Source organism: Algoriphagus sp. Y33, from assembly GCF_014838715.1.
Classification (GTDB): domain Bacteria; phylum Bacteroidota; class Bacteroidia; order Cytophagales; family Cyclobacteriaceae; genus Algoriphagus.
The window spans coordinates 764,675-781,739 of sequence record NZ_CP061947.1 but is presented as its reverse complement, the minus strand read 5'-3'; the positions used below and the strand labels follow the sequence as shown (position 1 = coordinate 781,739).

The 17,065-nt window shown below is 42.5% G+C and carries 8 protein-coding genes; all 8 read right to left on the bottom strand.

The features are described from left to right. Window positions 1-155: 155 nt before the first annotated feature. On the bottom strand, window positions 156-2,540 hold the full coding sequence (locus tag ID165_RS03320; protein ID WP_192348974.1) for an ABC transporter permease: 2,385 nt from the start codon (window positions 2,538-2,540) through the stop codon (window positions 156-158). Window positions 2,541-3,287: 747 nt separating this feature from the next. Beyond that, window positions 3,288-3,899, bottom strand: a complete 612-nt coding sequence (locus ID165_RS26560) for an ABC transporter permease (protein WP_225586965.1) — start codon at window positions 3,897-3,899, stop codon at window positions 3,288-3,290. 75 nt (window positions 3,900-3,974) lie between these two features. Continuing rightward, window positions 3,975-5,033, bottom strand: coding sequence for an FtsX-like permease family protein (locus ID165_RS26555; protein ID WP_225586964.1), 1,059 nt, complete (start codon window positions 5,031-5,033; stop codon window positions 3,975-3,977). Continuing rightward, a complete protein-coding gene (locus tag ID165_RS26550) occupies window positions 5,020-5,706 on the bottom strand; it encodes an ABC transporter permease (protein ID WP_225586963.1) in 687 nt (228 codons plus the stop codon). Before ID165_RS26550 ends, ID165_RS26555 begins: the two co-directional genes overlap by 14 nt. Window positions 5,707-5,880: 174 nt before the next feature. Further along, window positions 5,881-8,316 (bottom strand): ABC transporter permease, encoded by a 2,436-nt coding sequence (locus tag ID165_RS03310; protein WP_192348973.1) that lies wholly within the window; start codon window positions 8,314-8,316, stop codon window positions 5,881-5,883. 435 nt (window positions 8,317-8,751) lie between these two features. Beyond that, window positions 8,752-11,112, bottom strand: coding sequence for an ABC transporter permease (locus ID165_RS03305; protein ID WP_192348972.1), 2,361 nt, complete (start codon window positions 11,110-11,112; stop codon window positions 8,752-8,754). A 652-nt stretch (window positions 11,113-11,764) separates the two neighbouring features. Then, on the bottom strand, window positions 11,765-14,224 hold the full coding sequence (locus ID165_RS03300) for an ABC transporter permease (RefSeq protein WP_192348971.1): 2,460 nt from the start codon (window positions 14,222-14,224) through the stop codon (window positions 11,765-11,767). A gap of 263 nt (window positions 14,225-14,487) precedes the next feature. After that, complete coding sequence (locus ID165_RS03295) at window positions 14,488-16,896, bottom strand: ABC transporter permease (protein ID WP_192348970.1); 2,409 nt, start codon at window positions 16,894-16,896, stop codon at window positions 14,488-14,490. Window positions 16,897-17,065 lie beyond the last annotated feature (169 nt).

Genomic DNA, 17,065 nt, shown 5'->3' with positions numbered 1-17,065 from the left:
GCCACACTCGTTCGTCGTTCGCAATGATGCTCCGAACTGGACTCTGTCCTTGGCTTGTGTTTCCTGACTCTAGATTCCCTGTTCTAACATCTTGATTCCAGACTCTTGCTTCCTGTTACTAATATCTAGCTACTTTGTACTTGATACTTGCTTCCCTACTCACTCTTCAAACTCTTCACGGGATTCATCAGTGCTGCTTTGATGGATTGGAAACTTACCGTAAGTAAAGCAACGCCCATCGCACCAACTCCTGCGGCAAGAAAAACCCACCAATGCAATGGTACTCGGTATTCAAATTGTTCCAGCCATCCATGCAAATAAGCATAGGAAATAGGAATAGAAATCACGCAGGAGATAACCACAAGTAGCACAAACTCGCTGGAAAGCATATACCAAAGGTTGATTACAGTCGCTCCTAAAACTTTTCGGATTCCCAATTCCTTTTTGCGTTGCTCAGCGATATAAGATGCCAATCCAGATAAACCCAAACAACTGATAAACACTGCCAATGCAGTAAAGAAGCCAGTTAGCTTTCCTATTCTTTCTTCAAAAGCATATTTTCCTGCAAACTCATCATCTGCAAAACTGTACTCAAATGGAACCGATGGATCATAATCCTTGAAGACATTCCCTATCCCTTCCAAAGCTTTCTCACCACTGACTTCCGGGTTTATTTTGATGTTAATTAATCTTGCCCGGTTGAAAGAATCTAAGTAAAAAGCCGATTGTTTGACAGGTTCGTAAAGGGACTGAGTAACCATATTTTCTACCACTCCGATGATTGTATATGTCCTATCAAAAGCTTGGATAGTTTCGCCGATTGGCTCTTCAAACCCCATATATTCTACTGCAGCTTGATTTAAAATAAACCCAGATGAGTCTGACGCAAAATCCCTGGAGAAATCTCGTCCTTCCACAATTTTCCAATCAACTACTTTTCCAAACTCCGGACTGATAGCACCCGTAATCACTACATCTTGCATGCTTGGATCCTTTCCTCTCCAATTAAAACCACTATTTGTAGTCCAGGTATTGGTAATGGAACTTTGGGACAAAGCAACTTCAGAAACTAGCCCAGTTGAAATCAAGTCCGTTCTCAATGCTTCAAAATGATCTTTGATAGCTGCTGTGTGTATAGGAATAGTTACCAACCCTTCCCTTCCGTAGCCCACAGGTCTGTTTTTAGCAAATTGAATTTGCCGGTAAACTATGATCGTTCCGATGATGAGAGTTACTGATACTGTAAATTGAATGACTACTAAAGCTTTTCTTGGAAGAGTTGCGAATTTTCCGACTTTGAAAGTCCCCTTTAATACAGAGATAGGCTTAAAGGATGAAAAATAGAATGCAGGTAAGCTTCCTGCTATCAATCCGGTCAATATAGTAAAACCAATGCTTGCTGCCCAGAAGAACCAATTGTCCCAAGGCAGTATCATTTTTTTGCCAGAAACCTCATTAAACCATGGTAGAGCCAGCTGAACCAACGCAATTGAAAAACCAAATGCCAGAAAAGTAACTAACAAGGACTCACTGAAAAACTGAGTTATGAGTTGGCTCCTAAAAGAGCCAATGACTTTGCGAATTCCTACTTCCTTTGCCCTTTTTTCAGAGCGGGCGGTACTCAGATTCATAAAATTGATGCATGCAAGAAATAGTACAAATATGCCAATCGTCCCAAATAACCATACAAACTCTATCCTTCCTCCTATACTTACCCCATTTTCAAATTTGGAATAAAGATGCCATTTAGACATCGGATGCAAAAATAGTTCTGGGTTGATCCTATCTGCATCTTCTGGATCTATGTGTGATCGCTTGACATCCTTAATGGAGCTGGAGACTGTGGCAAGATTCACCTGATCAGCCAATTGTACATAAGTCAAAAACCAATTATTCCCCCAACCTACTCTATCAGCCAATTCTTCATCTTTCACCATGAATTCCCAAGGTGCTATAAATCTTAAATCTGAGAAAGATGAGTTTTCCGGTATATCTCTATAAACTCCAGTGACTTCGAGGTCTGATTTATTATTGATCCGCACTACTTCTCCAAGCGGATCTTTGGTTCCGAAAAGCACCTGTGCAGTTGATTCAGAAAGTAGAATAGAATTGATGTCCTGCAAACTTTCCCGCTTACCGGTGAGCATCTCCAGCGAAAGCATCTCTGGCGCATCCACATCCATAAATTTCCCTGAAATTGTAACTGGATTGGCCCCGACCGATAGGACAGAGTTTCTTGTTCCAGAGGACATGACCACATGTTTAAAATTGCTTCCGAATTTGTTGTTGAGTTCGGATCCCACTTGTAAAGGTTGACTTGTTCCTGAGGACACTTTCCCGTCAAAGGTTTGATTAAGCATCACCTGAGCTATTTTATCGTAGTTCTGATGGTAACGATCATAAGAAAGCTCATCAAAAATCCACAACCCAATCAGCATAGCTGTCGCAAGACCGGCAGCCAAACCTCCTACATTGATGAATGTGTAGCTTTTTTTTGTAAGAAGTCCTCTCCAAGCAATTTTCAAGTAGGTATGTAACATATGATTGTATTTTAAAATCGAAAGATTGAAAGCTTTAACCTTCGTTTGTTAACTCTTAATATTTATGGTTTTAGGATTTAGATGTTGTGAAGTTCGCTCTTGATACAGACAAACTATGGTTAAAGGTTAAAAGATTAAGGGTTAATCGGGTGTCTAATCTTCATTATTCGGCATTCATTATTTATTCTGAAGTTGTCAAGGTTGTTCTCTCAAAATTCCAGTTCTTGCTATAGGAATAGTTAGGAATGTCATAGAGAGATTGCTTCATTCGTCCCTCATTCGCAAAGACGGGAATCCAGACTCTCTTATCTAGAAGCTACATTCTTGAGTCTTAAATCTTGGTCCTATCATCTTGATACTTATGTCTTGATACTTTCTACTTCAATAAACAGATTGCCGCACTCCTTCGCTGTTCACAATGACGCTCCGAACTGATCTCTGTTCTTGGCTCTCGATTTTTGGTTCTTGACTCTTATAAAATCCCCTTGCCCCCTTTAATGAAAATCCTTTTTCAAGATGAATTTCGAAGTCCAAGGGGGAGTCGGCCAACGCTTCTGTCTCGGTCTACGGCCTCCCTTCTTGATACTTTCTACTTCAATTAAACAGATTGCCGCACTCCTTCGTCGTTCGCAATGACGCTCCGAACTGATCTCTGTTCTTGGCTCTTGTTTCTTGGTTCTAACATCTTGTTTCTTCACTCTAGATTCTAAATACCAGCTACTTTGTACTTGATACTTTGTACTTTCATCACTCACTCTTCAAGCTATTCACCGGATTCATCATAGCTGCTTTCACCGACTGGAAACTGATCGTTACCAGTGCTACGATTACCGCCAACACACCCGAAATAAGGAAGATCCACCATTGAATAGTGACCTGATAAGCAAAGCCTTCCAGCCATCTATTCATCACATACCAAGCTAGTGGAGTGGCTACAACAATAGCAATCAATACCAGCTTGATAAAATCTTTGGATAGCAAACCTACAATGCTTCCAATGTTTGCCCCCAATACTTTTCTGATTCCGATTTCCTTGGTCCGCTGCTCAGCGGTGTAGGTAGCGAGCCCCAAAAGCCCAAGGCAGGCGATGAAAATCGCCAATACCGAAAATGTGGTAAAGATCTGTCTGAATCTGAAATCTGATTCGTATTGCTTATTGAAATCCTCGTCGAGAAAACTGTAGATAAACAGCCTGTGGGGAGCCAGTTGCTTCCAAACTCCCTCAATCTGAGAAAGCGTGGCAGGCAAGTCTTCACCTTTGACCTTCAAACTCATATACCTACTCGCATAGGCTTCAAAAGGCAAAGTCAACGGCTCTACGGTATTGTGCAGAGAGATATAATTAAAATCCTTTACCACTCCAATCACTTCCCCAGCCCTTCCCCACTGGTCAAACTTTTTCCCGACTATATCCGCAGGATTAGAATAGCCATACTACCTCGCCGCAGCTTCATTGATAACCAAAGCCGATGTGGAATCTGAGGGATAATCTCTGGAATATGATCTTCCGGCTACCACTTCCAGCCCATAATGATCTATAAAGTCCAAGCCAACTTGAAATACCGGCTGTGCCTGTCCTACCATCTCTCCATCGGAAGTCTCCAAGGTCGTGTAAGCGTTAGGGAAATGACTTCCCGGAACACTCCTTGAAAAAGCCACTGAAAGAATGTTGGGATTTTTCTCCAACTCGCTTTCCAAGGACGAAGAGACATTATTGACCTGCCCGTCATAATTGTAGTCCAATACCACCATATGATCCTTATCAAAGCCCATGTCCTTATCCAGCAAGTGACTCATTTGAGTATAGACAATTATCGTCCCGGCAATCAGTGTAATCGATAGGCTGAACTGGAAAACCACCAATCCCTTTCGGAGATTTGCTCCTCTGGCATCTGATTTATTTATTCCTTTGAGAATCATCAGAGGCCTGAAGCCCGACAAGACCAAGGCTGGATATGAGCCTGCCAAAAGGCCAATCACAAGCATGATAACCAGAAAAGCGGGAATGGTCTGCCAGTTGACTATTCGGCTGATTTCGAACACCTTTCCAGTCATATCATTCATCATCGGCATTGCGATGGTCGTCAAAATAATACCGACTACGAATGCCAATACCACGATAATCAGAGATTCTCCCAAAAACTGAAACATCAAATTTCGGCGATCTGCCCCGATAGATTTGCGGATGCCAACTTCCTTGGCCCGCTCCATAGACCGGGCCGTGGATAGGTTCATAAAGTTGATCATCGCAATAGTCAGAATAAAAAGGCCAATGATGGAGAACACGTAGATATTTGTCAAAGAACCGGTATCACCCGGCTGTCTCTGAACGGCTGTCCTCAGGTAGACATCTTTCAAAGACTCAATGACAACAGTATAGTCTGGCCCATTATTTTCACCTGCTCTCCGCGCTATAAATTCCGGGATTCTTGCTTCAAAATTCGCCTTATCAAACTGATCATTTACCAAGAAATAAGTATTAAGTATCCACATACCCCCAGGCATCAAAAATCCCAGGCCTAGACAGCTTGAAAGTACTTAGGGACAATAAGGTATTGAACTTGAAATGAGAATTGGAAGGAAGATCCTTCATGACTCCAGTCACAGTATAATCCCCTGGGTTTGATCTTCCGGCTGCTTCACTTCCTTTCATTGTTTTTCCAAGTGCCTCCTCATTTCCAAAGTATTTTTTGGCAGTTGACTCGGTCAAAACCACACTGAACGGGGCCACTAAAGCCGTCTTGGGGTCTCCTTCCAGCAACTCCCAGCTGAATACATCAAACACCGTGGAGTCCATAAAAAACACCCCCTCTTCCTGCTGCGTCTCCTCCCCTACGGTAAAAAGGATATCCGCTCTTCCTGAAAATTGAACCACTTTTTCAATCTCCGGAAAATCCAGCTGCAACGCAGGTCCAATAGGCGCATTCCCCCAAACCCAAAATGTGGAAAGGTCAGGTTCCACTCCTTCCTGAGCCACACCGTGAATTACTCTAAATATCCTGTCCCCTTTTTCATGGTAGGTATCATAGGAGAGCTCATCCTGCACAAACATAAAAATAAGCACACAGCAGGCCATGCCAATCCCCAAACCAACAATATTAATAAAGGAATAAACCTTCTTTTTCAGAAGATTTCTATAGGCGATTTTTAGGTAGTTTTTAAGCATAATGTTTAAAGGTTGTCAAGTTGGAAGGTTCTAAGGTTGGAACCCCACTTCATTATTCGACATTCGTCATTCATCATTTCAGTCCACAAAGTCCAAAGAGCATGATACCATCTCTCCTCTACACTAATCTTGTAATTCGTATTTCGTCAATCATACTTCGCAATTCACCATTCATTACTCTCCTTTTAGGTTATTTACCGGGTTGATCATGGCAGATTTAAATGCATGATAGCTTATCGTAAGAAGGGCTATGACTACTGCGATAGCTCCCGAAACAAGGAATGTTTGCCAACCTATTTCAATTTTATATTCGTAGTCTTTCAGCCAATTCTCCATCAGGTAGTAAGAAATAGGAATGGCCAAAACCAATGAGATCAGTATTAATGAGACAAAGTTTTGTGTTTGGATTCTAAAGATGCCTTGGACGGAAGCTCCCAACACTTTGCGTATGCTCATCTCTTTGTTCCTCTGCTCAACCATATAGGCAGACAGTGCAAACAATCCCATGCAGGCGATGAGTACCGCCAAAACGGAGAAACTCATCATGATGATTTTGATCCTATGGACATTGCTATACATCTGGGCAAAAGAATCGTCCATGAATTCATAGCGAAATGCCAGATTGGGAGCAAAAGCAGTCCACTTTTCCTCAATGGATTTTAGTAAACCTTGCATATCAGAAGTATTCGTTTTGATGGAAATGATCGTGTTGCTTTTACCCATAAATAGAGCCAGCGGCATGATACGCTGTTTCATATTATCAAACCTGAAATCTTTGACCACTCCAATAATTTCATTTACTTCCCTATACCTCGAAATTTTTTTACCTATGGGATCTTCCAACCCAAGTTCTTTGACCATTTGTTCGTTTACGATGGTGGCTTCCCGGTCTGTAGCTACTGAAGGATCAAAGTTCCTCCCCGCTATCAACTCAATTCCCAGTGTCTGCAAATAGTCCTCATCTACTTGCCAAACTTGCCCCGAGATACTTTGATCAATATTGTCTCTTCCTTCATTGACAAATTGATTCCCGTTCCTTTTGGTATTGGCCAAAGGCAAATAATCAGAGATACTCACAGATTGAACCCCATTGATCCTAACCAGCTCATCTTTAAAAATCTCATCCTTTTCACCCAGCATATTGGTGCCGTATAGCTGAATCACCTGCTCCTTGTCAAAACCTATTTTGGAATTGAGAATATGAGCCATCTGCTCGTTAATAATCAAGGTGCCAATGATTAAGATAATCGAAACAGTGAACTGAAACACGACCATGCTGCTCTGGAATCCCCCGGATTTGCTTCCCAATCTCAATCTCCCCTTCAGGACATGTATGGGTGAAAATCCTGAAAGGTAGAGCGATGGATAAAAACCCGCTAGGCCTCCCACTAGTATTGCTGCCAAGAATAGAACTGGGAGAAAAAATAGATTTGACCATGGCATAGTAAGGTCTATTCCAGTCATCTCTCGGAACAGCGGCATGACCGACTGAGCCAATACAACCCCAAACATAAATGCTATGAGGGTTAAAAGCATGGATTCTGCAAGGAACTGAACCACCAGATTTGCACGGCTTGATCCAACGACTTTACGCAAACCCACCTCTTTGGCGCGGTTGGCCGATTTTGCTGTAGAAAGATTCACAAAATTAATGGAAGCCAAAACCAGGATAAACAAGGCGACAGTCCCAAAAATCCATACGATTTTAATATCGTTTCTAAAGCCAGATTCCTTACCGATATTAGCAGAGTACAAATGGATATCCGTCATGGGCTGTAGATATAGCTCTGCTTTATCTTCCAATCCTTCCGCCATAGTCATCCCCATTGCTAACATTGCCGGTTTGAGGTATTTAACAATCACAGTGGAAGAAAGCGTTTTGTCAAATTCATCTACATCTGTATCTGGTCTAAGCTGTAAGTAAGTTTTGTAATTGGACTGTACCCATCTATCCTGCTCCCCTTGCCCAAATTCAACTCCCTTCATGGTCAAAAAGTATTTGTAGTCCAGGTGAGAGTTAGTAGGAAAATCCCTCATCACAGCAGTAATTCTTCTAGGGTCTTCCCGATTTCCATTGAGATAAATCACACTTCCTACCGGATTTTGGCCTTTAAAAAATTTTTCGGAAATAGATTCAGAAATGACAATAGACTTTGGCTCTGTAAGTGCAGTTTTAGCATCACCGAATACCATTGGAATACTGAAAATATCTAGAATCTCCTGATCGGCATAAGCAAAACCTTCTTCATGGTGCTGCATGTCCTGATCATCAATTTGGATTTCATTGGCTCCTGCCCCATAGAACAACTCATTATCCATGATCCTTCCTGCTTTTTCCACTTCATCAAAATCTGCCTCCACTGTACGGGCCATATTTGCAGAAAAATGAATTCCTCTCTCTGTACCATTACCTAAATTGATACTGTTTACCGCACGATAGATATTAGCTGAATTGGGAACGAACTTATCATAGCTCGACTCATGAAGGATGTAAATCGATATAAGGATACATGCTGAAATGGCAATGCTCAAACCAGCAATATTTATAAATGAAAAACCCTTTGCTTTGAGTAAGTTTCTCCAGGCGATTTTTAGATAATTTTTTAACATGGTTGCAAGATTTTAATTACTTGTCCGCCGTGGCGAGTTGAAAGATTGAAAGGTTCCGAGTTCAAAAGTGCTAAGGTCACTCACTGTGTCAGACTGAGCGAAGTCGAAGTCTCTTCTCATTCGTAACTCTTTTTTCTTAGCTCTAGCTTCTTACTTTTTACTTATTTTTTAACAAACATCATAATTCTCTGCTAAAGGCTCTTGTCTTTAGCTTCTTGACTCTTGTCTCTTATCACGTCATTGCAAGGAGGTACGACGAAGCAATCTCATCTTGATATGCACTGAATCTTTTACAACAAGTGCAATAAGCTAAAACGGGATTGCTTCGTGCCTCGCAATGACGCTCCTGACGAATCTTGATTCTGTGCTCTTGACTCTTGATTCTACCTCTTGCCTCTACTATCTTGCTACTTACGTCTTGCTACTAGATACTTTCTACTCGCTCTTCAGCGTTCTCGCAGGATTGGTCATAGCCGCCTTGATCGATTGAAAACCTACGGTGAACAATGCGATAAGCATAGTGACCGTACCCGTGACTACAAACACCCACCATTCTATTCCCACACTGTATTGGTAATTATCGAGCCATTGATCCATGACGTACCATGCTACCGGAACGGACAGAAGAAATGCGATCCCTACCAGTTTCAGGAAATCCTTGGATAGCAACATGGAGATACTTCCCACACTTGCTCCCAATACTTTTCGTACACCGATTTCCTTGATACGGTTTGCTGCCATATAGGTAGATAGTCCAAACAATCCCAGGCAGGAAATAACAATAGTCAAAATGGTGAAAAGTATAGATAGACTTGCAGTACGCCTGGTATCATTGAATTTTCTGGCATATTGCTCATCTACAAAACTGTATTCGAAAGGAAAATTGGGATTGAAGTCTTCAAAAACTCCCTGAATTGAAGCAATATTCTCAGCGACAGGCTGATCTGCTTTGAGGCGTATATGTACCACACCAAACCAAGAAGAAGGCCCAAATACCATTAAAGGATTGACGGGATCATAGGGAGATTCAAAAATAAAATCCTTAATAATACCTACAACTGTATAGTTGTCATCTCCATCAGATACGATCTGTCCCAGAGGATCTTCCAATCGCATTTTTCTCACAGCCGTTTCATTCAATAAAATGGCAGTCGAATCACTTGGAAACTGATGGATATCGATATCCCTTCCCTCAACCAACTCAGTTCCCATCACTTTCATAAAATCAGCGTCCGTACTGAATCTGATGAAATCAAGTTTTGCGTCTTCGGGAGTACTGCCTTCCCAAGAATAGCCCCAGCCATCACTGTATCGCTGTGTGATCGGGCTCATGGACTTAGTCATCGCCTCTACGGCCCCGCTGTTTAGCAGGGATTGTTTGATGGCGCTGTAGTGCTTATCAATATCACCTTGCATCATTACATAGATAAGGTTGTCTCTATCATAGCCCAGCTCCCTTTTTTGGGCATGGCCGATCTGACGCTGAATGATGATGGTGGAGACTATAAGCACGATGGCAAAGCTGAACTGCAACACCACCAATATTTTCCGTGGATTTACTGCCGAGGCCCCGGATTTGAAAGTTCCTTTCAGCACATTGACAGGGCTGAATGAAGAAAGGAAAAATGAGGGATAACTACCCGCTAGCAAACCTGTCAAAAGGATAAAGCCAATCAGTTGAAACCAGAAAACCACATCGCTGTATGGGATATGAAGCTGCTTATCTACCAACGTATTAAACGATGGAAGCGCAAGCTCTACCACGAGGAGCGCGAAAAACCCAGCGATAAACGCAATAAGTATGCTTTCTCCTATAAACTGTGCAATAAGTGAGGTTTTTCTTGCCCCTACCACCTTTCTCAACCCCACTTCTTTGGCTCTCTTTTCACTGCGGGCGGTACTCAGATTCATAAAGTTGATGCAGCCTATCACCAGAATAAACAATGCGATAAATGCAAACATCCTCACCGTCACTACCCTACCTCCTACAAGCTTTCCATTCTCGCTTTTCCCGTAAAGGTGGATTTGTGAAAGCGGATAGGTAAACACCTCTGTAGTATTTTCCCCATTCGTATGATCCTTGGTTACGTTCACTATTTTTTCATTAAACGCCTCCAGGGAAGCATTCTCTGCTAGCAAGACATAGGTTTCCACGGAATTGTTTCCCCACCATTCGTCATCCCAACCCAGTTTTTTCATATAAGCCCAGGAGAGAAAAAAGTCCGATTGGAACCTCGTGTTATTGGGAATGTTTTCCAGCACTGCGGTTACTGTAAAAATATCAGTACTGTCGATTTTTACTGTTTGTCCTATAGCGTCTTCCTCGCCGAAAAGCTTCTTGGCAAAGTCTTCAGTCACTACCATGTTGTACGGATCATCCAAGGCAGTGGAACTGTTGCCTTGAAGCACCGGAAAATCAAAAACTTCCAAAAACTCAGGATCGACAAAGACTCCTGATTCGTTGGATTTTTTATCTCCTACCGTAAAGAGGAAATTGGCATTATTAATTCTCACAGCCTGCTCCACTTCCGGATAATCCTTCTTAAGTGTTGGTCCCAAAATTTTTGGTGAGGACCCCCACACCCAGAGTTCTCCGCTGAACGTATCTCTATTGTAAGTTTTGTAAATCCGGTCGGACTTTGGATGTTCCCGATCCATACTTACTTCATTCTGCACCCATAACAGGATCAGAATCGCAGAAGCCATTCCAATACTTAACCCGCCTATGTTAATGAAGGCGTATCCTTTGCTTCTGGTAATATTTCTCCAAGCGATTTTAAGGTAGTTTTTGAGCATTTTGTTGGATTTGAAATGATTTGTCCACGGTAACGGATTTTTGTATTGGAAGATTAGGAAGCAAGGAATCGGGAAGTTGGAGAGTTTAAAACCCGTATCCACTTTCGGGGTCTTATAAATCTCTTAGTTCTTGTTTCAATTCTCTTGTCCCCAATCTCTTGACTCAGTATTCTTGGTTCTTGGCTCTGAACTCTTTGGTTCTACCAATTTCAACTTTCCACAAACGTGCCAGTCAAAAAGCGTTCATTTGCGTCTGAATCACATGTTTTTGAATTCAAAGTTCATTACGCTCGGACAGTTTTGTTCGCTCTCGGGCAACTAATACTAGTTATAAAGATGTGAAAAATGACACTTGAGGGTGTAGTTGTATTGGAGTTAGAATCAAGCGTTTGGAAAAAGTGAGTGAGGACACTCACTTTGGCGAAGGATTGGTGAAAGTATCTTTCGGCCCACTGGACTGGCTATGTTGGCTTGTAATCCAGAATAATCATGACAATTTTCGATTTTAATCAAAAATTGTCATGATATTATTTGATTTCATACTTGTGACTGGCAGCTGATGATTAAGGATTAATGGGTTAAGAAGCCTTGATACTATTTTGTTACTAACTACTATCAAACTTCCTGACCTCCAACTCTCAGGCTTCCTACTCTACTCACTTTTCAAACTTTCCACAGGATTCATCAGGGCGGCTTTCACGCTTCTCAGACATATGGTGCCAAACGCAATTACCAGCGTAATCCCGGCTGCCAAGGCATAAATCCACCAAGCTATGTCGATGTGGTAGGCAAAATTACCAAGCCACATATCCATAAAGAAGTAACCTGCAGGAAAGGCTATGATCAGGGAAATTCCGACCAGCTTGATAAAGTCCTTGGCCAGCATTCCCACAATCTGATTTACCGTAGACCCCAATACTTTTCGGATTCCGATTTCTTTGATCCTCTGCTCGGCAGTGAAGGTCACTAAGCCAAACAAGCCTAAACATGCGACGAAAATTGTCATCAAGGAAAGGACGGTTAGGAAAGAACCCATCTTGGCTTCTTGTATGTAAGTCTCATTATACAATTCATCCAAAAAAGCATAATGAAAAGCCTCGCCTGTATTGAAGCCATTCCAGATCGACTGCATGTCGGCAAGCAAAGGCTGAAGTTCTGACTTTTCCACTTTCATAATCAGGCTGTAATACGGATTGTAAACCATCATCAGAGGTTTGATCGGTTCTCTGAGTGATTTTGCCACAAAATCCTTCACCACGCCCACTACCCGTACTTCTTCCCTTCCACCTTGATTATCGGTTCTTTTTTCAAAAACCTGCCCGACCGGATCATCTTCTATCCCCAGTTCCTTGGCAGCTGTCTGATTGATGATTATGTTATTTTCCTCCGAACCGAGATCCAAAGAAAAGTTTCTTCCTGCCAAGATTTCCATACCAAGAGTAGGGATATATTCTTCATCAATCCCATATTGGATCATCCGTAAAGTGCTTGACATGGATTCATCGATTATCAGGTTCTGGCTGTTTGTATCGGTTGGCCCAGATGGTATATAAGCGGATTTTGTTATATTTTTAATCCGTGGATCCCCTTTTAACTTATCCTTGAAAACATCCAGATGCTCCCCCAAGAGTCCTGCGTCGCGCAAGACAATCAATTGCTCTTTATCATAACCCAGATCTTTGTTCTGGATGTAATTCATTTGCTGAGACACCACGATGGTACCGATGATCAATACCACTGAAACTGTGAATTGAAACACTACCAAGCTACTTCTCAATCCGCTTCTATTGCTTCTGATGATTTTTTTCTTCAAGGACTCTATAGGCTTAAATGCCGAAAGGAAAAATGCCGGATACCCGCCGGCCATCAGTGTGACCAAGAGAATGAGTGCCAAAAGAGTTAGGAAAACAACAGGCTGGAACAAAAACCCAAGTGACAGGGATTTATCCGCAAAACCATTGAAAAACGGAAGTGCTAATTTTGCCAGTAAAAGCCCCAAAACCATAGCAATGAAAACCGCAATAAGTGATTCTGACAAAAACTGAAATACAAGATCCTGCTTCCCGGATCCCATGACTTTTCTAACTCCTATTTCTTTTGAGCGCTGAGATGACCCGGCAGTAGAAAGGTTCATAAAATTGATGCAGGCAATCAGCAACATAAACACTGCTATGGCGCAATAGATCAACACTGTCTGTAAGTCGCCGCCAGCCTCAAAGTCTCCCTTTCCTGCAAATTGGTTGTTGAGATGGATATCGGTAAGTGGCTGTAGGTTTAAATACACATGGTTTCCTTTTTCAAAAAACTCGTCAAACCCCATTCCCAACCCTTGCTTCATCTGATCCTCCATGTATTTCCTGGTAAGTGTCGGTATCTTAGTTTCAACTTGATCAGCCGTAGCGCCCTTATTCAGCAGCAAATAGGTGACGTAATTTCCTGACAGCCAACTTTGATTTTTCGCATCCGGATTACCCAGCATAGATGCAAGCATGGCAAAATCGAAATGGGAGTTTTCCGGGATGTTTTTGATTACTCCTGTGACTGTATAGTCCCCTGACAAATCTAAATATTGGCTGGAATAATAGCCTATCCCTTCCAACTTGATCGCCTGATTGATCGCGTTATCCTTACCAAAAAGAGCTGTGGCTTGATCCTCGGTGAGTACTACAGAATTGGGGTTTGAAAGTGCAGTAGCTGGATCTCCGCTGGCAAATGGAAGATCAAATACCTCAAAGAAATTAGGATCAACAAAAGCCGTATTGCCTTTTCGGATCACCTTGTCCCCTATCCTGACTTTAGTATTGGAATGCAGATTCAGAACTCTGGTACTTACTTGTACCTCGGGAATTTCGGCTTTAAAAGTCTCCGCCACAGGAGCCATCACACTGGCTTCGCTGAGCGTCTGCTCCCCTATCTTAGCATCCAGGGTAACTCTGAAGATCCTGTCTGAATCCTTAAAAAAACGATCATAGCTAAATTCTTCGATCACATACAGACTAATAACCAGGCAAGTGGCAATACCCAGTGCCAGTCCCAGAATATTGATAAACGACACCAATTTATTCTTCTTCAGGCTTCTCCAGGCAATTTTCAGATAGGTTTTGAACATCATTGGAATATTGGGAAAATTTTAAGAGTTGGAAGGTGGTAAAGTTCTTAAAGTGGTAAAGTTTTTAAGAAGTCTGTAGTAATTTTTGTCAGACTCAGCGGCCAGTCTACCGAAGGCATGAAAGTCGAAGTCTTTTCCCATTCGTAAATCGTTTTTCTTAGCTCCAGCTTCTCACTTCTCACATTTTACTTTTTACATAAGCATCTTGATTCTAAGCTTTATTATCTAAACACTTATATCTTGTTACTAACTATCTGGTAATCATCTCACTCACTTCTCAAACTCTCCACAGGTTTCATCAGCGCTGATTTCATCGCATGAGCACCTACGGTAACCAAGGCAATCAGCAGCGTCAATACAGCTGCAAAAGCGAAATACGACCAAGAAAGATCCACCCGGTAAGCAAAGCGTTCCAACCAGTTTTTTGCAACAAAATAACTGACCGGTATCGCGATGCCTATCGCAACCAAAACCAAAGCAACGAAGCTTCCTGCCACAAGGAGAAGGATATTCCATTCATTGGCTCCCAAAACTTTTCTAATTCCTATTTCTTTGACCCGCTGCTCCGCCATGAAAGCTGCCAAGCCAAACAGCCCCATGCAGGATATGAGGATTGCCAGTCCGGCAAAATAGTTTGCCAATACCAGTACCCGTTGTTCAGCTGTGTAAAGCATCTCGTAATCCTTGTCCAAAAACCCGTAGTCCATGGCCAAACCGGCAAACTGACTGGAATAGAGATGCTGCAAACCGGCAACGGTTTGCTGTTCCATTCCCTGTTCAATCTTGACGAGAATCGTATTAGCTCTAGGTTCCAGGCGGATAATACAAGGCACAATGGATTCAAAGAGCGACTCAAAATGAAAGTTGTCTGTCACACCGATAACCTCTTTGGGAGAACCCCAAAAGCTTATTATTTTACCCACCGGATCTGCTAGCTGCATGGCATCTATTGCAGCCTGATTGAGCAAAACTTTCCCAGTTTCGTTGGTAAAATCCCTGGAAAAGGACCTCCCCTCTTGGAGTTCAATCCCAAGCGTCTCAATAAAGCCATATCCGATTTCCAGATTGCTGAAGCCTAATTTCTCATCTTCATCACCGGCTTTCCAGTCCACGCCCGACATCCCACCGTGGTTTCCTGTGAGATTGTGGTAGGCATTGGAGGCTTTGATCACTCCAGGAACCTTCTCCACCTCACCAATAAACCCTTCCACTCGATTCTCCCAACCACCACCGATTTCAAAAAAGTTTTCGTCTCCGCCATCGGGCATTTCCAGTTGAAAGCGTAGCACATTTTCCCGCTGATATCCCAGGTTTTTGGTTTGGATATATTCCAACTGTTTGTGAACAATCGCCACAGAAACGATCAGCAAGACTGACAGCGTAAACTGAAATACCACCAAGCCTCTCCTGGCCGAAATCTCTTTCCACGAACCCGGAAGCTTGTTTTTAAAAACAGCAATGGGCTGAATTCCGGAAATGTAAAATGCAGGATAGCTTCCAGCCAAAACCCCGACAAGAAGAGCCGTCATCAGAACCCCGAGCATCAGCATCGGACTGAGGGAAAGCGACAGTTGCTTGCCCGTGATAATGTTAAACTGAGGCATAGCCAGCTGCACCAGCAGGATAGCACACAATGTGGCTATAGAAGTCAGCAACACAGATTCGGTAAGAAACTGTGAAATAAGCGACGACTTGGCTACGCCAAAAGATTTCTTGATTCCGATCTCTTTGGCTCTTTTGGAAGCTTTGGCCGTCGTGAGATTGATAAAGTTGATGGATGCGATTACCAGGATGAAAATCGCGATGATTGAAAATAGCCGAACATATCCAATCCTTCCTCCAGCTTGTTTCCCATTTTCGAAAGTGCCTTGAAGGTATCGGTCCGAAAACTTTTGCAGAAATAGACTCGACTCCGAATTCTCTACTTTTACTTTCAAAAAATCCCGAATCTTGAGATTGACTTGATCCGATGAAGCCCCTGGGGCGAGAACCAAATAGGTATGGGGATCACTGTTTCCCCAGTTCTCCAACTCATGACGGTCCTCGATATAAAGTTCATAGTTGAATAGGATATCACTTGGGTTGGAGGAATTAGCTGGTGGGTTTCTAAACACGGCCTGGACGGTAAAATCCCCACTCAGAGACCCGAATTCCCAAGTTATTCCTTTGCCGATCAGGTTATCCTTCGTCTTAAACAGCTTCTGGGCGAGCTCCTCCGAGATTGCCACCGAATACTTGTCAACAAAAACGCTAGACTTATTCCCGGCGATCAGTTCGAAAGAGAAGATGTTAAAGAAATCAGGCTCTACATATTGGGGCCTGGCTCTAAATGCATTTCCCTCAGCTTTTGTAAGCCCGGTATTTGGAAACCAGGAAGCTGGAATCACGGAAGTGGCAAATTCCACTTCGGGTATTTCCTCTGCTAAAGCCTTCGCCAATCTTCCCTGAGTTGCCTGTAAGGTCAGGATCTGGTCCCCCTCTTTTACATTCTGCAGAACCTGATAAAGCCGGTCTTCGTTTTCGTGGTACCTGTCCACACCGTACTCGTCCAATACCCATAGGCTGATCAGCACCACACCTGCCAATCCGATCGTCAGTCCAATCAGATTGATCAAAAAGGTGGTCTTGTTTCGCTTGAAATTCCTCAGTGAAAGCAGGATATGATGTTTGAGCATTTCTTGTGGATTGAAATATTGGAAAATTTTAGATACTTGTCCGCCAGGGAAGGATTGGAAGATTTTAAAATTGAAAGATTTCGTACTAGCAAGTTGGAAAGTGGCAGGTTTTAAGGTTGGAAAGTCATTCTCCATATCTCTTATATTTTAATACCAATGCTTTGATACT